This window comes from Ilumatobacter sp., from assembly GCF_030065885.1.
Lineage (GTDB): Bacteria > Actinomycetota > Acidimicrobiia > Acidimicrobiales > Ilumatobacteraceae > Ilumatobacter.
Genome location: NZ_JASJCS010000002.1, coordinates 1 through 21,361 on the forward strand (window position 1 = coordinate 1; position 21,361 = coordinate 21,361).

A 21,361-nucleotide genomic window follows, 5' to 3' on the forward strand; every position below is an offset into this window, starting at 1 on the left:
GCCGGCGCCTCGGCGAGCTACACCGTCACCGGGCTGCTCGCCGCCGACACCGCTGACGCCTCCACGGTCGCCAACACCGCGACGGTCACCTCCGACACCGCCGATCCGACGCCGGGCAACGACACCATCACCACCCCTGACGCGCCGGTGACCACCTCGGCTGACCTGGCGGTGGCGAAGGTGCTCGACACCGATCCGGTGGTGGCCGGTGAGAACGTGACGTGGACGGTGACGGTGACCAACGACGGCCCGTCGGATGCCCAGAACGTCAGCGTCGCCGACACGTTGCCGGCCAACGTCACCTTCGTTGCGACCGCCGGCTGCGCGGAGGACCCCACTGGCAACCCGACGTGTTCGTTGGGCTCGATCGCGGCCGGCGCCACCGCCAGCTACTCGATCACCGGGCTGCTCGCGGCGGATGCGGCTGATGGTTCGACGATCAGCAATCAGGCGACGGTTGCGTCGACGACGGCGGATCCCGACGGGTTCAACAACACGATCTCATCCACGCCGGCATCTGTGACGACGTCGGCGGACCTCGCCGTCACCAAGACCACCGACACCGATCCGGTGGTGGCGGGCGAGAACGTCACGTGGACGGTGACAGTGAACAACAACGGCCCCTCCGACGCCCAGAACGTCAGCGTCGCCGACACGCTGCCCGCCAACGTGACCTTCGTGTCGACTGCCGGGTGTGCGGAGGACCCGGCCGGCAACCCGACCTGCAGCCTGGGCACGATCGCCTCCGGCGGCACCGCCAGCTACACGATCACCGGGCTGCTCGCCGCCGACGCTGCTGATGGGTCGACGATCGCGAACACCGCTGCGGTGAGCTCGGACACGGCGGATCCGACGCCGGGCAACGACACCATCACCACCCCCGGCGCCCCGGTCACCACCTCGGCCGACGTCTCGATCGCGAAGGTGCTCGACACCGATCCGGTGGTCGCGGGTGAGAACGTGGCCTGGACCGTCACGGTGACCAACAACGGGCCGTCGGACGCCCAGAACGTCACCGTCACCGACACCCTGCCCGCCAACGTCACCTTCGTGTCCACCGCAGGGTGTGCGGAGGACCCGGTGGGCAATCCGACCTGCAGCCTGGGCACGATCGCTGCCGGCGCCTCGGCGAGCTACACCGTCACCGGGCTGCTCGCCGCCGACGCTGCTGACGGGTCGACGATCGCCAACACCGCTGCGGTGAGCTCGGACACGGCGGATCCGACGCCGGGCAACGACACCATCACCACCCCCGACGCCCCGGTCACCACCTCGGCCGACCTCGCGGTCGCCGTGACCGCACCCGCCGACGCGACGCCGGGGACGCCGTTCACATGGACCGTCGACCTCGAGAACCTGGGTCCGTCGGACGCCCAGGACGTGGTCGTCACCGTCCCGGTGCCGGCCGGGGTGACCCTGACGCCGCTCGACCCGCAGGGCCCCTGCGTGCTCGCACAGGGCGTCATCACCTGTTCCATCGCCACGCTGGCGGCCGGCGCAGCCGAAGCGCTCACGTTCAGTGGTGAGATCGCGGCGGACGCGACCGGCTCGCTCGTCGTCGAGGCGGGCGTCACCACGACCACAGCCGACCCCGACGACGGCAAGGACTCGGCCTCGGCCACGATTCCCCTCTCACCGTCAGCCGACCTGTCGGTCGCGAAGGTCGGCCAGACCCCGCTCGTCGCGGGAACGACGGGGACCTGGACGCTGACGGTCACGAACAACGGCCCGTCGACGGCCGTCGACGTCGTGCTCACCGACACGCTGCCGGCCGGTCTGGCCGACATCGCGGTCAGCGACGACGATCTCGCATGCACGCTCGCCGGCTCCGTCGCGACGTGCGACTGGGCGACGCTGGCACCGTCCGAGACGAAGCAGGTCACGATCGAGGCACTGATCACGACCACCTACGACGAGGAGACCCTCGCCAACACCGCGTCGGTGACCTCGGCGACACCCGACCCGGACACCACGAACAACGGCTCGACGGCCACGAGCGAGACCAACGGCGAGTACGACCTCGCCGTCACCAAGGTCGCCGGCGACGCCTCGATCCCCTACTTCGCCACGACGACCTTCACCGTCGAGGTCACCAACCTCGGGCCCTCGGTGGCCCGCCAGGTGATCGTCCGTGACGAGCTCCCGGCGGGGTTCGGCCTCGTCACCAGCAGCACCGACTGCACCGCGGCGGGTGCGGAGATCTTCTGCGAGGCCCCCGACCTCGAGCCGGGCGAATCAGCCACGTTCGAGCTCGAGGTCCGGGGTGAGACACCGGGAGACCTTGAGAACTGTGCGACCGGCACGGGGCGGAGCATCATCGGCGGCGTCGAGGCCACGCTGGTCGAGGCGGTCAGGAACGACGGTGACATCGACCTGACCAACAACGAGGCGTGTGCCAGCGTGACCGTCGAGAACGCAGCCGAGCTGACCGTCACCAAGACGCCATCGAGCACGGTCGGCTCGGTCGGCGACACGATCACGTGGACCGTCGAGATCACGAACGCAGGGCCGTCGGCCGCCCGCGACGTCCGCCTCGTCGAGGACCCGAGCGACGGCCTCACGATCGTCTCCGTGAACGCCAGCGTCGGCCGCTACGACACCGCGTCGAAGATCTGGACGGTCGACGCCCTCGCCGCCGGCGCGACTGCGACGCTAGAGATCCGCACCGAGCTCGAATCGGCCGGCACCCAACGCAACGAGGTCAGTGTCAGCAGCGCCACGCCCGATGCAGCCGCCGCCCGGGCGGGAACCCCCGATCGTCCCGTCACCGCAGCGGCCGGCGGCAACATCTCGGTGACGGCAGTCCCGATTCCGGACACCGGATCCGAGTCCGAGGCGCTGCTGCGAACGGCGTTCGCACTGGTGCTCGTCGGCGGTGTCTTCCTGGTGATGGCCCGGCGCCGCCGGCTTCTCTCCTGATCGGGAACGGCGGCCACACTGGCCGGCATGAGCACATCCACCAGTGACCCCGCCGAGGTCGGCTTCGACGCCGACCGGCTGGCCCGCATCGACCGCCACTTCCAGCGGTACATCGACGATCGACGCCTGACCGGCTGGCAGGTCGCGGTGAGCCGGCGCGGTCAGCTCGTGCACCACAGCACCGCCGGTCACCGCGATCGCGACGCCGAGATCGCGTGGTCGGACGACACCGTCGTGCGGTTGTTCTCGATGACGAAGCCGATCACGTCGGTGGCGGCGATGATGCTCCACGAGGAAGGCGCGTTCGAACTGAAGGACCCGGTCGAGCGGTTCATCCCGTCGTTCGGCGAGGCCCGCGTCTACCGCAGCGGGTCGGCGTACAACCCGGTGACCGAGCCGCTCACCGAGCCGATCCGCATGTGGCACCTGCTCACCCACACGGCGGGCCTGACCTACGGGTTCCACTCCCAACACGTCACCGACGCGCTGTACCGCAATGCCGGCTTCGAATGGGGCGCCCCGAAGGGCCTCGACCTGGCCGAGTGCTGCGACCGGTGGGCGGCGCTGCCCCTCGCATTCCAACCCGGATCCGAATGGAATTACGGCGTCTCCACCGACGTGCTCGGCCGCGTCGTCGAGGTGATCAGCGGGCAGTCGCTCGACGAGTTCTTCCGCACACGCATCTTCGAGCCGCTCAAGATGGCCGAGACCGGGTTCTGGGTCCGCGACGATCAGCGCGACCGGGCCGCCCGCCTGTACAGCCCGAATCCGGCCACCGGCGAGGCGATGATCAGCCCGCTCGAGCTGACCCCGACCGAGCGACCGACGTTCCTGTCAGGTGGTGGCGGTCTGTGGGGCACGGCGCAGGACTACCTCCGCTTCTGCCACTTCCTCCTGAACCGGGGCGAGCTCGACGGGGTCCGGCTGCTCGGTTCCCGCACGCTCGACTACATGACCCGCAACCACCTGCCGGGCAACGCCGATCTCGAGGCGTTCGGACGGCCGCTGTTCGCCGAGACCAGCTTCGACGGCGTCGGGTTCGGGCTCGGATTCTCGGTGAGCCTCGACCCGGTGGCCAATCGTGTGATGAGCTCCCCGGGCGAGTTCGCCTGGGGTGGGGCGGCGAGCACGGCGTTCTGGTGCGACCCGGTCGAGGATCTCGCCGTCGTCTTCCTGACCCAGCTGCTGCCGTCGAGCACGCACCCGATCAGGCCCCAGCTCAAACAGCTCGTCTACCAGGCCCTGATCGACTGATCAGGCCCGGTCGACTGGATCGCCGAGCGCGGATCCCCTGCAGGGGGCGGCGGTCTGGAGGGGTACCTGCAGCGCCACCCGACGTCACGCAGGGCACGCTTGGTCCGCCGCAGCCGTGCGAGAGACCTGCCGCGTCGGCCGGGCGGGGTTCGGTGGAACGTCGCCGCGCAGCACCGTCGGTCGGGTGTGCCCGGCGCCGGCCGGTACCCGCCCCCGGACGATCGTGCCATGCGACGGCGAGCTGGCGATCTCCAGCCGCCCGCCCACGTCGGCGATGCGATCGTGCATGTCGTCCATCCCGAGCCCAGCAGGCTCGCCGTCAGGATCGAACCCGATGCCGTCGTCGACCACCTCGAAGCAGATGCCGGACGTCGTGGCCGCGATTGCGAGCTCGACCTGCGAGCCCGTACCCGCATGCTTGGTCGCGTTCTGCACCGCTTCGAGGCAGCAGAAGTAGACCGCCGCCTCGACGTCTGGGTCGTGCCGGACCGACGGACCGGATCGGACCCGCACGGGGAGCGGCGAGTCCTCGACGGCCGCTTCCAGGGCGACCGCCGGCCCGGCGTCCGTGAGTGCGGCCGGGTAGACGCCGGCCGCCAAGGCCCGGAGCTCGACCTGCACGGTGCGCAGCCCGGCCACGATGTCGGCGAGGTACCGACTGGTCGCCTCGGGCGAGGTCGGCGGGTCATCTCGAAGCGCGCCGACCCGCATCGAGAGAGCGACCAAGCGTTGCTGGGCACCGTCGTGCAGGTCGCGCTGGATCTGCCGGCGCGCCCGCTCGGTCGCCGCGACGATCCGGCTGCGGGACCGCTGCAGCGCGTCGGCCCGGCGGCGCAGTTCGCGTCGGGACGCATCGAGGCGGTGGTTGGAGGCCATCGTCTCGGCGAGGACGGCGTGCAGCCTGGCGCTGTTCTGGTGCGCGATGAGTGCGACGACGAGGCCCAGCACCGGCGTCCAGCCCACCAAGATCGACTGCCGGAGCCAGGTCGGCACCGCCGGGTCGACTCCGCCCCCCGCCCGCAGCTCGCCGAGCGACGCCGCCGCCACGGCGACCGCCATCGACGTCGAGACGTACGTCCACAGCCGGAGGCCCGACGTGTACGAGGCCGCCAGCACCGCCGGGATCAGCGCCGCCGGGACCATGAGCGGCCACGAGAACGGGGCGATCCCGCTCATCGGCAGCGCCGTCGCCCAGTTGGCGAGGGCAAGGCGGCACACCACCGCCTCGGAGCGGAGCTCGCGAGCCGGTCGGAGGGCGCCGTACATCACCACCCCGGCGACCCCCACCACTGCCGCCGCAGCGAGGACGGCGTCGTCACGGACGACGAGCAGCCGGATGAGCAGCAGCATCGTCACACCGACGAGGGCGGCCGCGAGGTCGATCGCCACGATCCGTCGCAGCCAGCGCCCGTCGACGACGCGCAGTGGCGAGATAGGCCTCGCGAGCGGCGTCCGCGTGACGGTCTGCATGTCAAGCGGCTCTCGAAGCGTCGTCGAGGTACATCAGCACGGCTGCTACGCGCCGGTTCACGTCGATCTCCTCGCTCAACCCGAGCTTGGCGAAGATCGAGTTGCAGTGCTTCTCGATGGCGTGCCGGGACACGCACAGGTCGCGGGCGATGGCGTCGTTCGTCCGGCCGGTCGCGAGCCGCTCGAGGACGTCGAGCTCACGTCCGGTCAGCGGGGTCATCGGCGCGGACCGACCCCCGCGGCGGCGCCCGACGAGCGCGTCGACCACGTCCTCGTCGACAAACGTCCCTCCGTTGGCCACGGTCGTGAGGGCCCGTGTGAGGTGGTCGACGTCGGCGAGCCGGTCCTTCACCAGGTAGCCGCGGCCGTTCGAGCCGTCGTCGAGCAGACCCAGGGCGTAGCCCGGGTCGACGTGCGCGGACAGCACCAGCACGCCGACGTCGGGGTGCGTGTCTCGGAGCCGGCGGGCGACGGCGATGCCCTCGCGATCGTGGTCGGGTGGCATCCGGATGTCGGTCAGCACCACGTCGGGGTGCTCCCGGTCGATCGCCGCCAGCAGCTCGGGGACCGAGGCGCACATCGCTCGCAGGTCGACGTCGTCACGCCTTCCGAGGAGTCCGGCCAGGCCCTCGCGCACCAGCAGGTTGTCGTCGGCCGCGACGAGCCGGTGCGGCCCCTCACCCGACATCGTGCCGACGATCGTGGACACCCGCCACCTCCTTGCTCGCTCGGCTCGCTACATGGATGCATGCCGGGGGCCGTCAGATACACCCGCGATCTGCGTTCCGTCCCGTTCACCTGCCGGTGGGCGCTCAGCGGATGGGGTAGGGATCGCCGTACCCCATCACCGGACCTCGAAGTGCGGACAGCCGCGTCGACGTCGCGGCGGGGGTGCTCTCACGATGGCGGCACGGTCGGTGATCGGCACCGGCCCGAACAAGGAGACATCGCCATGAGCACTCACCAGCACCGCCGCTTCGACCATGTCGACGGTCGACTCGCCACGACCGACGGCACGACCTCGGTGAGCCGGGTTCGCCGATTCGGCATCGCCGCCGGCTGCCTCGGCCTCGCCGTCGGCGGCCTCGGCCTCGTCACGGCGACGGGCACTGCGGCCCACGCCACCCCCGTGCCGACCATCCCCCCGGTGTTCGAGAACCCGCCGGCCACCTGCGACGGTCAGGTGGCCACGATCGTCGGCACCGTCGGCGACGACGTCATCGTGGGGACGCCGGGTCCCGACGTCATCGCCGGGCTCGCCGGCGACGACCTGATCCGCGGGCGCGGCGGCGACGACCTGATCTGCGGGCACGCCGGCGCGGACCGTATCTACGGCAACAACGGCGACGACGAGATCCACGGCGGGCCCGGCCGCGACGCGATCTACGGCGGCCGCCACGACGACTGGCTGCGCGGCGACAGCGACAACGACCGCATGACCGGCGGGTCCGGCGACGACGTCGTCAACGGCAATCGCGGCAACGACCGCGTGCACGGCGGCGACGGCGACGACGATCTGTTCGGCGAGGCCGGCAACGATTACCTGAACGGCGGCGACGGTGCCGACATCGCCTGGGGGAACGACGGCAGCGACCGGGTGTTCGGCAGCAGCGGCGACGATCGCGTGTTCGGCAACGACGGCAACGACGTCGTCGACGGCGGTCCCGGCAACGACTTCGTCGCCGGGCACGCCGGCCGCGACCACCTGTCCGGCCGAGCGGGCAACGACGTCGTCAACGCCGCCGTGGGCGACGACGGATTGCCCGACGCGGCGTTCGGCAACGACGGCAACGACCGTGTGCTGACCAACGACGGAGCGGGGAACGACACCTACGACGGCGGGGCCGGCATCGACGGCTGCGCAGTCGACCCGGGTGACGTCGGGGTCTGCTGACGAACCGGGTCCGGGGCGAGTGACTGCTTGCCTGAACCGGTGACCCGCTCTCGACCGCCGCCTGGATCCGTCGATCCGGGCGGTGGTCGCGCGGCTGCTCCGACGGCCGGGTCGACGCATGCATCACACACCCGCAGGGCCCGCCGCCGGAGGCCTGCCACGACGGGTCGGATTTCGTCAGGTTGGCGGTGCGGGGTCGATGAGGTGGGGGCCCTTGTTGCGGACGTTGTTGACGTCGGTCGGCACCTCGTGCATCTCGAGCAGGTCGTCCGGAGCGGGGACGAGCAGCTTGGCGAGCATGTCGATGTTCTGGTTCGCCGGGTCGAGCCACATGCCCCACATCGCCTTCGGCAGGATCACCGGCATGCGGTCGTGGATCGGCTCCATCGTGCCGTTGGCCGATGTCGTCACCACCGTGGCGCTGTGCAGCCAGGGCGCATCGGGGCCCTCGGACTTGTCACGCCATGCCGACCACAGGCCGGCCACGGCGAGCGGCTCGCCGTCGACGCGGTGGACGAAGTGCGGCCGCTTGGCGAGCGCACCCTTCTTGGTGACCGGGCCACCCTCGATTCCCGGTGCCCATTCGTAGAACCCGTCCATCGGGATGATGCACCGGTACTTCTTGAACACGCCCTTGAAGGCGGCCTTCTCGGCCAGCGTCTCGGCACGCGCGTTGATCATGCGCTGGCCGATCTTGCGCTCCTTCGCCCAGACGGGGATCAACCCCCAGTGGAACACCTGGAGGTCGAGGTTGCCGTCAGCATCGGCGACGACGCCGTAGATGTCGTTGGTCGGCGCGACGTTGTAGTTCTCGCCGAGGGTCTCGACGGAGGTGTCGGCGCCGAAGTACGCGGCGATGCGCTCGGGTGTCGACGACGACACGAAGCGCCCGCACACGCTGGGGTACCCCGGTCAGTCGGTCTGGTCGTCGAGCTTGGCGTCGGGTGCGTTCTTGCGAATCGACTCGATGCCGTTCAGGGCGGACGCCTTGCTCTCGTAGGCCTCGCCGCTGGCGATCACCTGGCCGTTGCCGGCCTTGAGGCGGAAGCGGTACTTGCCGGCCTTGTCCGTGTAGAGCTCGAACTTCCCAGCCATGTCATGGTCCCTTTCGTCGCGGATGGCGAGCACACCGTAGCGCGCGCCGCGCGGCGGATCGCACACTGCGCCGGCCCGCCGATCGCCGCCCCCGCAGCACCGTCGGCAGCCAATCTGGAGTCCAGCGCGTCGGTGTGCAGAGTCGGGCTGAGAGGATTCGAACCTCCGACCCCTTGTCCCCCAGACAAGTGCGCTAACCAAACTGCGCCACAGCCCGTCGAGCGATCGTTGATCACTCGGCTGACGAGCCTACCGCCCGGCCCCGGCCGATCAGACGGCTGGATCGCGGGATCGTCCAGAGTCATGGGCGAGCGCCACAGCGAAGCGGCGGCGGCGAGCACGGCAGGTGCCGCCGATCCACCTCGGCTGGTCGGCAAGCCCCGTTCAGACGAAGATGTCGACGAAGCGCCAGCCCAGGTAGCCGATCAGGGCTGCGACCAGCAGCTTGAAGTGCCAGGGCGTGCCCTCCTCGGCCACGACCTCCGACGCACGTTGTTCGACGTCGCCCACGGGACGCCCGCAGGTCGGGCAGGTACCGTCGGTCCGGAGCGCGCTCGGAGCGAAGTACCGGGAGCACTCCTCGCAGTACGGCATCAGGCGCGTCCCGGCATCAGTCGGACTTCTTCCGGATCCGCAGCTTGATCGGCGTCGAGCCGAACCCGAACTCCTCCTTGATCCGCCGTTCGAGGAAGCGGACGTGGTGCTGGGGCAGCTCGCGGTTCACGAACAGCGTGAAGGTCGGCGGGTCCGTCGCCCCCTGCACGGCGTAGAGCACCTTCGCCCCCTTGCCGGCGGGCTGCTGCTGCTGGGCAGCGGCGATGATGCGGTTGACGTCGCGGGTCGGCACGCGGCGGTGGTACTGCTCGATCGCGTCCTGCAGACGCGGCGCCAGCTTGTGCACCCCCTTGCCCGTCAGGGCCGACATCTTGAGCACGGGAACGTCGCCGACGAAGGCCAGCTTGCGTTGCACCTCCGCCTCGATCTCGCGCCGGCGATCGGTGTCGGTGACCAGCTCCCACTTGTTGAGCAGGATCACGATCGGGCACCCCGACGCCTCGACGCGCTCGGCGAGGCGCTGGTCCTGCCCGGTGACACCCTCCGATGCATCGACGACGAGCAGCGCGATGTCGGCGTCGTCGATCGCCCGCAGCGCTCGCACCAGCGAGTAGTACTCGGCCGAGTCGTCGATCTTCGCCCGCCGCCGCATGCCGGCCGTGTCGACGAACACGATCGGCCCGTCATCGGTCTCCACCAGCGTGTCGATCGCATCGCGGGTCGTGCCGGCCATGTCGTGGACGACCGACCGGTCCTCGCCGACGAGCCGGTTGAACAGCGTGCTCTTGCCGACGTTGGGGCGGCCGACGATGGCGATCCGCGGGGGCGGACGGTCCTCGTCGCCCCAGTCGTGACCGTCGAGCTCGTCATCGGCGTCGATCGCGAGCGGCGCGGCCTTGTCGCCGAGGCGGTCGATCACCACGTCGAGCAGATCACCGGCCCGTCGGCCGTGCAGCGCGCTGACCGGTAGGGCATCACCCAACCCGAGCGACAGGAACTGCCACGTGTCCTCCTCGCGCCGGTTGTTGTCGGCCTTGTTGGCCACGACGAGCACGTCGTGCTCGCCGCGCCGCAGCCAGTCGGCGACCGCCTCGTCGTCCTCGAGCACGCCGACGCTCGCGTCGACCACGAGCACGACCAGATCGGCCGCGGCGACGGCGGCCTCGACCTGGCGACTGACCTTCTCGTCGAGATCGCTGCCCCTCGGCATCCAGCCGCCGGTGTCGATCACGCGGAACGGCACGCCGAGCCACTCCGCCTCGAGCTCCTTGCGGTCACGGGTGACCCCCGGGCGGTTCTCGACGATGGCAGCCTGCTCGCCGAGGAATCGATTGAACAGCGTGCTCTTGCCGACGTTGGGCCGCCCGACGATGACCACCGTCGGCAGTTCGGTCGGATCGGCGTCGACGGCGCTCATGCCGCCTCCACTGCAGCGCGCAGTGCGGCACCGTTGGTCTGCACGACCTCGACGCGACGCGGCAGCTCGTCGACGGTCAGCCCGTCGAGGAAGCGGCCGTCGTCGCTCAGGCACACGTCGGGCAGCAGGTAGCGGTGGCCGTCGGGCTGATCGGCGAGCACGCGAGTGAGGTCGTCGCCGGTCATGAGCCCGGTGACACCGGTGTTGCCGCCGAAGAACTCGTTCTGGACCGGGACCACACGGACGTGGTCGTAGGGCGTGAGAAGCGGCTCGATCACCTTGGCCCCGAACGTACCGGTGAGCACGCCGATCGGGGCGTCGCGGCGAGTCGGCAGCGACACGGCCACGGGCGCTGTCGGGGCATCGTCGGCATGTCGCGCTCGCAGGCCGGTGTAGGCCGCCGGATTCTCGGGCAGGTCGGCCGCCGCGAAGAAGCCGCGACGGACGCCGGTCACCTCGGCGGCTTCGCCGGTGAACTCGCGTTCGAACGTCCGTGCCATGCCGATGCCGTCCTCGTGCATCGGGAAGCCCTCGTACGAGTCGGCAGGGGGGAACGGTCGGCCGGTCATCAGGTAGTACTCGTCGGCTGCGAAGACCATTCGCCTGCCGAGCACCCCCTGGAAGGTCTGCTGCCACGACTCGACGATGTCGACCACGCGCCGGGCCTCGTCGGTGGTGTGCAGCCGCATCGCCGGCTCGGCGTTGAACTTCGACAGGCCGAGCGGCACGACGGCAACGCTCGACAGCTCGGGAAAGCGGTCGAGGATCCCGAGCAGCGTGTCGTCCAGCACGTCGCCGTCGTTGATGCCCGGGCAGACGACGACCTGTCCGCGCACCTCGATGCCGTGGTCGAGGAGCGCCCGCAACCAGCGCAGGCTCATCGCGCCGCGCCGGTTCTTGAGCATCCGGTTCCGGACCTCGCCGTCGACGGCGTGGATCGACACGTGGAGCGGCGACAGCCGCTCGGTCACCACCCGCTCGAGGTCGGCCTCGGTGAACCGGGTCAGGGTGGTGAAGTTGCCGTAGAGGAAGCTCAGCCGGTAGTCGTCGTCCTTCAGGTAGAGGCTGCGCCTCATCCCCTTGGGGAGTTGGTAGATGAAGCAGAACTCGCAGTGGTTGTCGCACGTGCGGACGCGGTCGAACACCGCCGACTGCACCTCGACGCCCAGCGGCTCGCCGGCGCGTTTGGGGATGCCGACTTCGAGTTCGAGCGCCCCTCGTACGACGTCGAGCTCGACGTCGGCGGCGTCGGTGTACATCTGCCACTCGATGACGTCGCGGGGTACCTGACCGTCGATGCGCGCGATCTCGTCGCCGGGCTGGAGACCGGCGATCGCGGCTGGTGAGCCGGGTGCGATCGTGACGATGACGGGTGCCGACATGGCCGATTCAGGCTATCGGTCGGGTCGGTCGGCGGCGGCAGTACTCTGGGCCCGGATGTCGCCGTCCACCGAGCCCGCAGACCGACGATGACGGTCGACCGTGTGCTGCTCGCCGACCCGCGCGGGTTCTGCGCAGGCGTCGAGATGGCGATCAAGGCGCTCGCCTGGATGGTCCGTGCCCATGACGGCCCCGTGTACTGCTACCACGAGATCGTCCACAACCGGATCGTGGTCGAGCGCTTCGAGCAGGAGGGCGTGATCTTCGTCGACGACGTCGCCGACGTCCCCGAGGGCAGTCCGATCATGCTCTCGGCCCACGGCTCGGCACCCGAGGTCGTCGCCGCGGCGAGCGAGCGCGGCAGCTTCGTCGTCGATTCGGTCTGCCCGCTCGTGACGAAGGTGCACCACGAAGTCAAGGTGCGGTCCGGCAAGGGCTACCGGATCGTGTACATCGGCCACGAGGGGCACGAGGAAGCGGTGGGCACGATGGCCGTGGCGCCCGATGCCATCAGCCGGGTCGAGTCGATCTCCGAGGTCGACGCGCTCCCCGCGTTCGACGAGCCCGTTGCGCTGCTCGCCCAGACCACGCTGTCCCACCGCGACTGGGAAGACGTCGCCGTGCGGGTGCGCGAGCGGTACCCCGACGTCTGGACGCCGGGCCGCAGCGACCTGTGCTTCGCCACGACCAACCGCCAGGCGTCGCTGCTGGCCATGGCCGATCGGTGCGACGCGATCGTCGTGATCGGCTCGCAGAATTCGTCCAACACGCGAGCGCTCGAGAAGCTGGCGAAGGAGGCCGGTTGCGAGCGCGTCTTCCGGGTCAACGTCGCCGACCAGGTGCCCGACGACCTCAGCGGCGTCGTCGGTGTCACCGCCGGTGCGTCGGCGCCAGAAGAGCTCGTCGAGGCGGTGGTCGCCCGGCTCGCGCCCGTGGCAGGCGTCGAGGCCGTGCGCATCACCGACGAGGACGAGTACTTCCCGCCGCCGCGCGCCATCCGCGAGCTGCAGGCATCGATCGAGCAGGCCAGCACGGCGATGCTCGGTGGCTCCCTGCTGTCGCGGCCAGCGCTCGACGACCGCAACCTGCCGGCCAGCGAGGTGCTGGCCGCTCTTGCGGGCTGACGATGCTGAGCCCGTCGATCGACACGCTGCGGCTGTTCCTCCACGTGCTCGCGGCAGCGGTGTGGGTCGGCGGTCAGATCGTGATGGTGGGCCTGGTGCCCCGGCTGCGACGCGCTCGCGCCGAGATTCCCCGCGTCGCCGCGCAGGCCTTCGGCGTTGTGGCGTGGCCGGCCTTCGCCGTGGTCGTCGTCACCGGCTTCTGGAGCCTCGTCGAGGTCGACGTCGCCGACACCAGTACCGAGTACCAGGTCACGTTGTTCCTGAAGATCCTGCTGGCGATGGCGAGCGGCGGTGCCGCCGCCGTGCACACCGTCGGCCGGTCCCGTCTCGCGCTCGCGCTCGGCGGCGCGCTCGGCCTGCTCCTCGGCCTCGGCGCGATGTTCCTCGGCTACCTGCTGACCACCGGCACGTAACCGTCGCGAGTTGTGTCTGACACAACTCGCGACGGGGGTCAGTTGCGGGGGACCTCGGACCAGGGAACGTCCCGGTCGACGCGGACGTCGCCGGGGAGGCCGAGGACGCGTTCGCCGAGGATGTTCTGCATGACCTCGGTCGTGCCGCCCTCGATCGAGTTCGCACGCGACCGGAGGAACGACTTCTGCAGCGAGTCGGACGACATCGTCATCTCGGGGCGGTGCATCGCGTAGCTGCCGTACAGCATGCCGTCGGCGCCCAGCAACGCCATCACCTGCTCGAAGATCGCCTTGTTGAGGTTGGCCGACTCCATCTTGCCGATCGAGCCCTCGGGCCCCGGGTCACCCATCCGCCGGTTCTGGTTGGCCCTGATGTTGGTGAGCCGGTGCACCTCGGCCCTGATCCACAGGCGCATGACCTCGTCGCGAGTGCTCGCGTCACGGCGCTCGTCGGGGAGCTCACCCCAGACCTGCATCAGGTGGGCGATCGTGCCCGAGCCGCGCTGCGGGATGCCGCCGCCGATCGACGTGCGCTCGTTCATGAGCGTCGTGAGCGAGACCCGCCAGCCATCACCCGGGTTGCCGAGCAACTCGTCGTTCGGAATCCGGGTGTCGGTGAAGTAGACCTCGTTGAACTCGGCCTCGCCCGTCATCTGGCGGAGGGGTCGCGTCTCGACGGTCGGTGCCTCCATGTCGACCACCATGGCCGTCAGGCCGGCGTGCTTGACCGCCTCGGGGTCGGTGCGAACCACCAGCAGGCCCCATCTCGACACGTGCGCGAGCGTCGTCCACACCTTCTGCCCGTTGACGACCCACTCGTCGCCGTCGCGGACACCCCGCGACGACAGGCCGGCGAAGTCGGACCCCGAGCCGGGTTCGGAGAACAGCTGGCACCAGATCTCCTCGCACGTGAAGAGCGGACGGAGGTAGCGCTGCTTCTGGTCGTCGCTCCCCCACACGTGGACGGTCGGCCCGCACATGCCGTACCCGATCGGGTTGCGCGCCATGCAGAACGGGCCACCCGCCGCCGAGATCTTCTCGTTGACGATCCGCTGGAGCTTCGGCGACAGACCCAACCCGCCGAACCCCTCGTCGAAGTGCACCCATGCGAGACCGCGGTCGTACTGCTCGCCGAGGAACTCGCGCGCCGGTGTCGTTGCGGGTGGGAACGCCTCGAGCAGCTCCTCGGTGAGATCGCTGATCCGCTGCTCGTCGGACGTCAAGGGTGCATCGATCACGGCCATGAACCCGACGGTAACTTGTGGCCGGCCCGCCGGGCGAGGCGGTGCGGGTGGGGCGCACCGTCGCCTGTCACAATCGACGGTGATGGCACGACGCACCGCCCCGACGATCATCGCGCTGTGCCTGCTCGTGACCGCAGCATGCCGGTCCGATGCCGACGAGACCGGCGACACGCAGGCCGACGAGATCGCCGTCGTGCCGAGCGTCACCGTGCCGGCCGAGCGGCTCACGCCGTTCTGCCAGGCGATGATCGACCTGGCGGACCGCCTCGCCGACGAGCCCGGCGACGCCCGCCAACTGATCATCGACGCGTACGTCGCCATCCTGGACGAGGTGCCCGAGGTCATCGCCGACGACTTCCGGGCCGTCCTCGACGGCCTCCGGGGAGACAGCTCGCCGACCTCGACATCCGCACCGGCTACGTCGCCCACGTCGCCGGCGGCCCCTGGCACGGGGACGACGGTGGCCGACGGCTCGCTGACCGCGTTCGACGCCGAGGGCCGGGTGTCCGACGAGTCGCCCGTCGAACGGGTCAACGACTACGTCCAGTTCACGTGCCGCGACAGCCAGAACAACCCCGGCCCGCCGGCGACCCAGCCGCTGCAGGAGATCCCCGAGACGACGGCCGGCTGAGAGCGCACCGGCGCAGCGGCCCGGGCGCACGGCTGCGTAACATCACCCGCGTGTTCGAACGCACGATCTGGTGGGCCGCCGACGAGGCGTCCACGGTCGTCGTCGTCGACCAGACCCGTCTCCCGCACGAGGCGGCCGTCGCCCGCTGGCGTTGCCTCGACGATGCGGCGGCGGGCATTCGCACGATGCAGGTGCGCGGCGCTCCCCTGATCGGGGTCGCTGCCGCACACGGTCTCGCCCTGGCGATGCACGACGATCCGCGCTCGCTCGACGGCGCGATCGAGCTGCTGGCGGCGACCCGGCCGACGGCGGTCAACCTGCGGTGGGCGCTGGAACGCGGCCGGGCGGTCCTCGAACCGCTCGCGCCGGACGACCGGCCCGAGGTCGCCCGCCGACTCTCGACGGAGATGGCCGACGAGGACGCCGACGCGTGCCGGGCAATCGGCGAGGCGGGGGTCGGTCTACTCGCCGACGTCCACGAACGGACGGCGCGGCCGGTCCAGGTGCTGACCCACTGCAACGCAGGCTGGCTGGCATGCGTCGAGTGGGGCACGGCGACGGCACCCGTCTACGTCGCCCATGAACGCGGCATCCCGGTGCACGTCTGGGTCTCGGAGACGAGACCGCGCAACCAGGGCGCGGCGCTGACCGCGTGGGAGCTCGGCCACCGCGGCGTGCCGCACACGCTGGTGGTCGACAACGCGGCGGGCCACCTCCTCCGCACGGGGATGGTCGACCTGGTCGTCGTCGGGGCGGACCGGATCGCCCGCAACGGCGACGTCGCGAACAAGATCGGTACGGCGCTCAAGGCGCTCGCCGCCCGCGACGCCGGCGTGCCCTTCCTCGTCGCCGCACCGCGGTCCACCTTCGACCCGCAGACCGCCGACGGCGACGCGATCCCGATCGAGGAGCGTGACGACGACGAGATCCTCACCGTCAACGGCCGTCCGATCGCGCCGCCCGGGACGCGAGCCCGCAACTGGGCGTTCGACGTGACCGCGGCCCGCCTCGTCGACCGCTACGTGACCGACCGCGGCGTGCTGGAGGCGAGCGAGATCACGGGGTGGTTGCGTGGCTGACGCACTCGACGAGTCGGAGGCCCGCGGGATGCTCGTCGACGCAGCGCGACGCCTCGATGCCGCCGGTCTCAACGTGAACGCCTCCGGCAACCTGAGCGTGCGAACCGCGCGAGGCGTGCTGGTGACGCCGTCGGGAATCCCACCGGATGAGATGGTGCCCGGCGACGGCGTCGTCCTCGCCCCCGACGGTGCGCCGGTCGAGGGGCGGGTGCCGACCAGCGAGTGGCGATTGCACCTCGAGCTGCACCGTCGGCGCCCCGAGATCGCAGCGGTCGTGCACACCCATTCGCCGGAGGCGACGGCGGCGGCGGCGGTGGGCCGGCCGGTCCCGGCCGTGCACTACGTCGTCGCCCGATTCGGCGGCCGGGAGCTGCCGTGCGCGCCGTACGCGACGTACGGGTCGGCCGAGCTCGCCGCCAACGTCGCCGAGGCGCTCGGCGCCCGCGGGACGGCGTGCCTGATGGCCAACCACGGTGCCGTTGCGCTCGGCCTCAGTCTCGAGTCGGCGGTCGCGCTCGCACTCGACGTGGAGTGGTTCTGCGGTGTGCACCGCAGGGCACGTCAGCTCGGCGAGCCGCTCGTGCTGGCCGACGACGAGGTCGACAGGGTCAGCCGGCTGTTCGAGGCCTACGGCCAGCCGTAGAGGGGGCTCCGCCCGTGGCGCCAGGTGCGAAGCGCCCGGCTCAGTCGAGGCGTTCGAGTAGCTGGTCGCGGATGCTGACGCCGGGCTCGCGGGCACGGTCGCCGGCCACGCGCCAGCCGAGCCGGCTCGAGTAGAGCAGCGGCGGCTCCTTGAGGCGGCCCTCGACGACTTCCTCGACGCGAGCGAAGATCAGCTCGTGGTCCTCCATCGTCGTGCGCTCGAAGATCCGGCACCGCAACCAGGCGATCGAGTTCGGCACGATCGGCGGCCCCGCAGGGTCGTCCGGCCAGTCGTCCAGGTACTCGGTGAACAGCCGGCGGAACTTGCGGCCCGGATAGCTGAAGTACTGACCTTCGGTGATCTGGTCTCCGGCGAGGATCGACACCGAGAACTCCCCGCTCGCGACCATCAGCGGAAACGTGTCGTGTTTCGGGGACACGCTGGCGAGCACGATCGGCTCGTCGAAGCTGACCTGCGTCACCCAGTGGCTGGTGTAGGCGCGTGCCACGCCCTCGTGGCGGGCGCCGACGACCTCGACGCCCTTCATCATCTGCCCGAGCGAGCGCTTGATCGTTCGATCGATCATCGCGTCAGTAGACCAGCGTGCGGACGCCTCCGCCAAGGCCGGCAGCGAACCGCCCGATGCTCGGTTGAGGATGCTCAGTTGAGGACGGCGAGCGCCTGCTGTGCCTCCACGCGCTCGTCGGCGAACTCGGGGAGGACCTGCCGTGCCTGCATGACGATCGCCAGGCGGACCGCGTCGCCGCGGGATTCGCAGGTCCTGCGCAGGTTGTTGAGCATGCGGGCGATGATCTGCCGATGTGGTGTCGGGTCGAGGAAGTGCTCGGACCACTGGGCCACACCGAGCTGGGCCAGGATGCCGCGACAGCTCTCGCGATCGAGGCCGACCGTGCCGCGGAACGGGTCGACGAACCAGTCGGCGTCGTCCGGGTCGCCGATCAGGAAGTGGCCCGGCATGCCGACGCCGGCGAGCTCGACGCCCAACCGGCGGGCGACTTCGACCCCGATGACCGAGAGGGTGATCGGGATGCCCCTGCGGCTCGCCAGGACGTGGTCGAGGCACGAGTTCTGCCAGCGGTGGTAGTCGGAGCGATCGCCTGCGAACGCACCGCCGCCGAACAGGAAGTCCATCACGCCGTGGCGGGTCGGCGTCGGGCACTCGCCCGCCAGGACGTCGAGCTCGGTCAGTGCCCCGAGGACGTCGAGGCCGGGTTGCAGCGCCGACGACAGCGCCAGCGCCTGCTCGTCGAGGGTGGCGCCCGCGTCGTCCATCGCGATGCGGAACGGCTCGACGCGGCGGACGACCTCGGACTGCGGGTCCCGACCCATGCCCGGACCGTACCGTCGGCTACCGTCCGCGGCCATGTACCCCGGCTCACACCTGGAGACCCAGCCCGACAAGCCCGCCGTCGTCATCGCCGACTCGGGTTGGACGCAGACGTTCGCCGAGCTCGACGCCGCCGCGAACCGGCTCAGCCGGCTGTTCAGGGCAGTCGGGCTCCAGCCCGGCGACCACGTCGCGCTGTGCATGGAGAACCACCCCCGCTACATCGAGATCCTCTGGGGTTGCGAGTACGCCGGCCTGATCTACACCGCCGCCTCGTCACGTCTCACCACCGACGAGCTCGCCTACATCGTCAACGACTGCGAGGCTCGGGTCTTCATCACCTCGAGGTACAAGTCCGACCAGGCTGCCGCGATCGTCGACCAGACCCCGAAGGTCGAGCTGCGATTGATGCTCGACGCCACGATCGACGGGTACGAGAGCTACGAGTCGGCGGTCGAGGCACAGTCGGCGGAACCGCTCGAGGAACGTATCGCCGGCACCGACATGCTCTACTCGTCCGGCACCACCGGTCGACCGAAGGGCGTGTTGCCGGCGTTCGAACCCGAGCCGCTCGAGGAGCGGGTGACCGGCGTCGCCGGTCTGATGCAGATCCTGTTCGCGCTCGACGGCACGAAGACCTACCTCTCCCCTGCGCCCATGTACCACGCGGCGCCGCTCCGGTTCTGCATGGCGACCGTGGCGGTCGGCGCCACGCTGGTGATCATGGAGCGGTTCGACGCCGAGCTCTACCTGAAGTACGTCGAGCGGTACCGAGCCACCCACAGCCAGGTCGTACCGACGATGTTCGTCCGCATGCTGAAGCTCGACGCGGACGTCCGCGAGAGGTACGACGTGTCGTCGCTCGAGTGCGTCATCCATGCCGCGGCTCCCTGCCCGATCCCGGTCAAGAAGCAGATCATCGAGTGGTGGGGCCCCGTTATCCACGAGTACTACGCGGGGACCGAGGGGAACGGGTTCGTCTACTGCAACAGCGAGATGTGGCTGGCGCACGAGGGCACGGTCGGCACCCCGATCAACTGTGTCGTGCACATCGTCGGCGAGGACGGCGAAGAGGTGCCGCAGGGCGACGTCGGCACCGTGTACTTCGAGGGCGGTAGCACCTTCGAGTACCACAACGACCCCGAGAAGACGGCGAGCTCACGACATCCCAAGGGATGGTCGACGCTCGGTGACGTCGGCTACCTCGACGCCGACAACTTCCTCTACCTCACCGACCGCAAGGCGTACATGATCATCTCGGGCGGCGTGAACATCTACCCGCAGGAGGCCGAGAACGTGCTGACGATGCACCCCGCCGTGGTCGACGTCGCCGTGTTCGGCGTGCCGCACGACGAGTTCGGTGAGGAGGTCAAGGCGGTCGTGCAACCCCGCGAGATGCCGATCGACGACGAGGCGGCGCAGATCCTGGCAGCCGAGCTGATCCAGTACTGCCGCACCCAGCTCGCCGACGTCAAGTGCCCGCGCTCGGTCGACTTCCGTGAAGAGCTCCCCCGCCATCCCACCGGCAAGCTCTACAAGCGCCTGCTCAAGGACGAGTACTGGCAGGCCGCCGGCCGAGCGATCTGAATCCTCGTCAGCGTGGGGACGCCGCCGACGGGCGACGGTCCCGGACGCCGCGATCACGTCGATATCTGTCATGATCCGTTGGTGGCGGTGCATCCGTTTCTCGACTGGCCGGGGCCGATCGCGTTCGCCCACCGCGGTGGCACCAGCGAGCATCCCGAGAACACGATGCCGGCGTTCGGGCACGCCGTCGATCTCGGGTACACGTATCTCGAGACCGACGTGCACGTGACCAGCGACGGCGTGCTCGTCGCGTTCCATGACGCCGACCTCACCCGCACCTGCGGTCGCCCCGGCGTCATCGACCGACTTCCATGGAGCGAGGTGTCGACCGCGCGGGTCGACGGACGCGAGCCGATCCCCTTGTTCGAGGATCTGATGGAGCAGTTCCCCGACGCCCGGGTGAACGTGGACTGCAAGGCCGACAGCGCAGTCGACGCCCTGGTCGCATCGCTCCGCCGGCTCGACTGCCTCGACCGCGTCTGCATCGGGGGGTTCAGCGACCGCAGGCTGCGGCGGTTGCGCTCGCTGCTCGGTGACGGTCTCTGCTCGAGCTTCGGGCCGGCGCAGATCGCCGCGCTCCGGTACACCGGGCGTGTCCCCTGGGGCGGGCAGGCCGCACAGGTGCCGGTGCGACAGGGCCCGGTCACGATCGTCAACGAGCGCTTCGTCGACCGCGCGCACCGCGGTGGACTCCAGGTCCACGTGTGGACGATCGACGACCCGGCCGAGATGCGCCGGCTGCTCGACCTCGGTGTCGACGGGCTGATGACCGATCGACCGGCGGTCCTCAAGCAGGTGCTGGTCGAACGCGGCGAGTGGCACTGACGGCGCCGGTCACGCAGAGCGACGCCGGGTGGCGGCCAGCCACCACACCTCGGCGACGATCAGGCCGAGCGCGCCCACCAGGGTGACGGTCGGACCGACGCCGATCCGCAGCAGTCCGACATCGGGTGCCAGCCGGATCGCGAACGCCGTGCCGCCGGCGTAGAGCGCAGCACCCGGCAGCAGCAGGCGCCGCACGATCATGACCTGCGGGGTCTCGTGCGACCACCAGACGGCGACGACGCTGAGCACGACCAGCAACGGCACCAGGGGCCACAGGCGGAGGGCCCAGCCGACCGGTCCGTCCGGCGAGAAGCCGAGGCGATCGACGATGTCGAACGTCGCATAGCTCGACCGATCGGCCGAGCCGGACCGCACCCACGGGAGGAACGTCCCGACGATCGTGACGATCCCGGCGACCGTCACGAGCGTCGGCGCGACGTGCGGCCGATCGATCACGTCCGGAGCGTACGCCGAGCCTACGGT

Annotated in this window: 20 protein-coding genes, 1 tRNA gene and 1 pseudogene; 10 read left to right on the forward strand and 12 right to left on the reverse strand. The window is 70.3% G+C overall.

What is annotated here, in order from left to right; all coding sequences use genetic code 11:
• A pseudogene (locus QNJ12_RS00600) lies at positions 1-2,919 on the forward strand (hypothetical protein); the annotation flags it as partial.
• A 27-nt stretch (positions 2,920-2,946) separates the two neighbouring features.
• Positions 2,947-4,173, forward strand: a complete 1,227-nt coding sequence (locus QNJ12_RS00605; protein WP_300617499.1) for a serine hydrolase — start codon at positions 2,947-2,949, stop codon at positions 4,171-4,173.
• A gap of 84 nt (positions 4,174-4,257) precedes the next feature.
• On the opposite strand, the gene QNJ12_RS00610 is transcribed toward QNJ12_RS00605, so the two are convergent.
• Positions 4,258-5,643, reverse strand: coding sequence for an ATP-binding protein (locus QNJ12_RS00610; protein WP_300617502.1), 1,386 nt, complete (start codon positions 5,641-5,643; stop codon positions 4,258-4,260).
• Between the two features lies 1 nt (position 5,644).
• Positions 5,645-6,352: a response regulator transcription factor gene (locus QNJ12_RS00615; protein ID WP_300617505.1), complete on the reverse strand. Its 708-nt coding sequence runs from the start codon at positions 6,350-6,352 to the stop codon at positions 5,645-5,647.
• Between the two features lie 243 nt (positions 6,353-6,595).
• Here QNJ12_RS00615 and QNJ12_RS00620 point away from each other — a divergent pair, with 243 nt between their 5' ends.
• Positions 6,596-7,537, forward strand: a complete 942-nt coding sequence (locus QNJ12_RS00620; RefSeq protein WP_300617507.1) for a calcium-binding protein — start codon at positions 6,596-6,598, stop codon at positions 7,535-7,537.
• A 177-nt stretch (positions 7,538-7,714) separates the two neighbouring features.
• Here the strand turns inward: QNJ12_RS00620 and QNJ12_RS00625 are convergent, their stop codons facing one another.
• From QNJ12_RS00625 to QNJ12_RS00650, 6 genes are all read right to left on the reverse strand, one after another.
• Positions 7,715-8,434: an SOS response-associated peptidase gene (locus QNJ12_RS00625; protein WP_367281732.1), complete on the reverse strand. Its 720-nt coding sequence runs from the start codon at positions 8,432-8,434 to the stop codon at positions 7,715-7,717.
• Positions 8,435-8,449: 15 nt separating this feature from the next.
• Positions 8,450-8,632: a YegP family protein gene (locus tag QNJ12_RS00630; RefSeq protein ID WP_300617511.1), complete on the reverse strand. Its 183-nt coding sequence runs from the start codon at positions 8,630-8,632 to the stop codon at positions 8,450-8,452.
• A gap of 142 nt (positions 8,633-8,774) precedes the next feature.
• Positions 8,775-8,849, reverse strand: a tRNA-Pro gene (locus QNJ12_RS00635).
• A 167-nt stretch (positions 8,850-9,016) separates the two neighbouring features.
• Entirely contained in the window at positions 9,017-9,142 is a 126-nt protein-coding gene (locus QNJ12_RS00640) for a hypothetical protein (protein WP_300617513.1), read from the reverse strand.
• 100 nt (positions 9,143-9,242) lie between these two features.
• Positions 9,243-10,604, reverse strand: coding sequence for a ribosome biogenesis GTPase Der (gene der / locus QNJ12_RS00645; protein WP_300617515.1), 1,362 nt, complete (start codon positions 10,602-10,604; stop codon positions 9,243-9,245).
• Positions 10,601-11,986 carry a DUF512 domain-containing protein gene (locus tag QNJ12_RS00650; protein WP_300617517.1) on the reverse strand — a complete coding sequence of 462 codons (1,386 nt, stop codon included), beginning with the start codon at positions 11,984-11,986 and terminating at the stop codon, positions 10,601-10,603. The genes der and QNJ12_RS00650 overlap by 4 nt, the downstream gene beginning before the upstream one ends.
• A gap of 87 nt (positions 11,987-12,073) precedes the next feature.
• On the opposite strand from QNJ12_RS00650, the gene ispH reads away from it, so the two are divergent.
• Both ispH and QNJ12_RS00660 read left to right on the forward strand, forming a co-directional pair.
• Positions 12,074-13,108, forward strand: coding sequence for a 4-hydroxy-3-methylbut-2-enyl diphosphate reductase (gene ispH / locus QNJ12_RS00655; protein ID WP_300617519.1), 1,035 nt, complete (start codon positions 12,074-12,076; stop codon positions 13,106-13,108).
• Between the two features lie 2 nt (positions 13,109-13,110).
• On the forward strand, positions 13,111-13,521 hold the full coding sequence (locus tag QNJ12_RS00660; protein WP_300617521.1) for a hypothetical protein: 411 nt from the start codon (positions 13,111-13,113) through the stop codon (positions 13,519-13,521).
• A gap of 38 nt (positions 13,522-13,559) precedes the next feature.
• Here the strand turns inward: QNJ12_RS00660 and QNJ12_RS00665 are convergent, their stop codons facing one another.
• Positions 13,560-14,765: an acyl-CoA dehydrogenase family protein gene (locus QNJ12_RS00665; protein WP_300617524.1), complete on the reverse strand. Its 1,206-nt coding sequence runs from the start codon at positions 14,763-14,765 to the stop codon at positions 13,560-13,562.
• Between the two features lie 82 nt (positions 14,766-14,847).
• Here QNJ12_RS00665 and QNJ12_RS00670 point away from each other — a divergent pair, with 82 nt between their 5' ends.
• Genes QNJ12_RS00670 through QNJ12_RS00680 form a run of 3 tightly spaced genes read left to right on the forward strand, consistent with a single transcriptional unit; the run spans position 14,848 to position 17,118 of the window.
• On the forward strand, positions 14,848-15,396 hold the full coding sequence (locus tag QNJ12_RS00670) for a hypothetical protein (protein ID WP_300617527.1): 549 nt from the start codon (positions 14,848-14,850) through the stop codon (positions 15,394-15,396).
• Positions 15,397-15,446: 50 nt separating this feature from the next.
• The gene (gene mtnA / locus QNJ12_RS00675) at positions 15,447-16,475 is read left to right on the forward strand and encodes an S-methyl-5-thioribose-1-phosphate isomerase (protein ID WP_300617530.1); all 1,029 of its coding nucleotides are present in this window, start codon (positions 15,447-15,449) and stop codon (positions 16,473-16,475) included.
• Complete coding sequence (locus QNJ12_RS00680; protein WP_300617533.1) at positions 16,468-17,118, forward strand: class II aldolase/adducin family protein; 651 nt, start codon at positions 16,468-16,470, stop codon at positions 17,116-17,118. Before mtnA ends, QNJ12_RS00680 begins: the two co-directional genes overlap by 8 nt.
• 40 nt (positions 17,119-17,158) lie before the next feature.
• Here the strand turns inward: QNJ12_RS00680 and QNJ12_RS00685 are convergent, their stop codons facing one another.
• Both QNJ12_RS00685 and QNJ12_RS00690 read right to left on the reverse strand, forming a co-directional pair.
• A complete protein-coding gene (locus QNJ12_RS00685; protein WP_300617536.1) occupies positions 17,159-17,704 on the reverse strand; it encodes a flavin reductase family protein in 546 nt (181 codons plus the stop codon).
• 74 nt (positions 17,705-17,778) lie between these two features.
• Positions 17,779-18,468 (reverse strand): transglutaminase-like domain-containing protein, encoded by a 690-nt coding sequence (locus QNJ12_RS00690; protein ID WP_300617539.1) that lies wholly within the window; start codon positions 18,466-18,468, stop codon positions 17,779-17,781.
• Positions 18,469-18,502: 34 nt separating this feature from the next.
• On the opposite strand from QNJ12_RS00690, the gene QNJ12_RS00695 reads away from it, so the two are divergent.
• On the forward strand, positions 18,503-20,053 hold the full coding sequence (locus QNJ12_RS00695; RefSeq protein ID WP_300617542.1) for an acyl-CoA synthetase: 1,551 nt from the start codon (positions 18,503-18,505) through the stop codon (positions 20,051-20,053).
• Between the two features lie 78 nt (positions 20,054-20,131).
• Positions 20,132-20,878, forward strand: coding sequence for a glycerophosphodiester phosphodiesterase (locus tag QNJ12_RS00700; RefSeq protein ID WP_367281733.1), 747 nt, complete (start codon positions 20,132-20,134; stop codon positions 20,876-20,878).
• Between the two features lie 9 nt (positions 20,879-20,887).
• Here the strand turns inward: QNJ12_RS00700 and QNJ12_RS00705 are convergent, their stop codons facing one another.
• Entirely contained in the window at positions 20,888-21,334 is a 447-nt protein-coding gene (locus tag QNJ12_RS00705; protein WP_300617548.1) for a hypothetical protein, read from the reverse strand.
• Positions 21,335-21,361: the final 27 nt, after the last annotated feature.

What these genes read in the sequence shown, in the direction of transcription:
- der (WP_300617515.1), bottom strand. Translation starts at nt 10,604, where the DNA reads ATGAGCGCCGTCGACGCCGATCCGACCGAACTGCCGACGGTGGTCATC.
- QNJ12_RS00605 (WP_300617499.1), top strand. Translation starts at nt 2,947, where the DNA reads ATGAGCACATCCACCAGTGACCCCGCCGAGGTCGGCTTCGACGCCGAC.
- QNJ12_RS00630 (WP_300617511.1), bottom strand. Translation starts at nt 8,632, where the DNA reads ATGGCTGGGAAGTTCGAGCTCTACACGGACAAGGCCGGCAAGTACCGC.
- QNJ12_RS00620 (WP_300617507.1), top strand. Translation starts at nt 6,596, where the DNA reads ATGAGCACTCACCAGCACCGCCGCTTCGACCATGTCGACGGTCGACTC.
- QNJ12_RS00695 (WP_300617542.1), top strand. Translation starts at nt 18,503, where the DNA reads ATGTACCCCGGCTCACACCTGGAGACCCAGCCCGACAAGCCCGCCGTC.
- QNJ12_RS00665 (WP_300617524.1), bottom strand. Translation starts at nt 14,765, where the DNA reads ATGGCCGTGATCGATGCACCCTTGACGTCCGACGAGCAGCGGATCAGC.
- QNJ12_RS00670 (WP_300617527.1), top strand. Translation starts at nt 14,848, where the DNA reads ATGGCACGACGCACCGCCCCGACGATCATCGCGCTGTGCCTGCTCGTG.
- ispH (WP_300617519.1), top strand. Translation starts at nt 12,074, where the DNA reads ATGACGGTCGACCGTGTGCTGCTCGCCGACCCGCGCGGGTTCTGCGCA.
- QNJ12_RS00690 (WP_300617539.1), bottom strand. Translation starts at nt 18,468, where the DNA reads ATGGGTCGGGACCCGCAGTCCGAGGTCGTCCGCCGCGTCGAGCCGTTC.
- QNJ12_RS00650 (WP_300617517.1), bottom strand. Translation starts at nt 11,986, where the DNA reads ATGTCGGCACCCGTCATCGTCACGATCGCACCCGGCTCACCAGCCGCG.
- QNJ12_RS00610 (WP_300617502.1), bottom strand. Translation starts at nt 5,643, where the DNA reads ATGCAGACCGTCACGCGGACGCCGCTCGCGAGGCCTATCTCGCCACTG.
- QNJ12_RS00660 (WP_300617521.1), top strand. Translation starts at nt 13,111, where the DNA reads ATGCTGAGCCCGTCGATCGACACGCTGCGGCTGTTCCTCCACGTGCTC.
- QNJ12_RS00685 (WP_300617536.1), bottom strand. Translation starts at nt 17,704, where the DNA reads ATGATCGATCGAACGATCAAGCGCTCGCTCGGGCAGATGATGAAGGGC.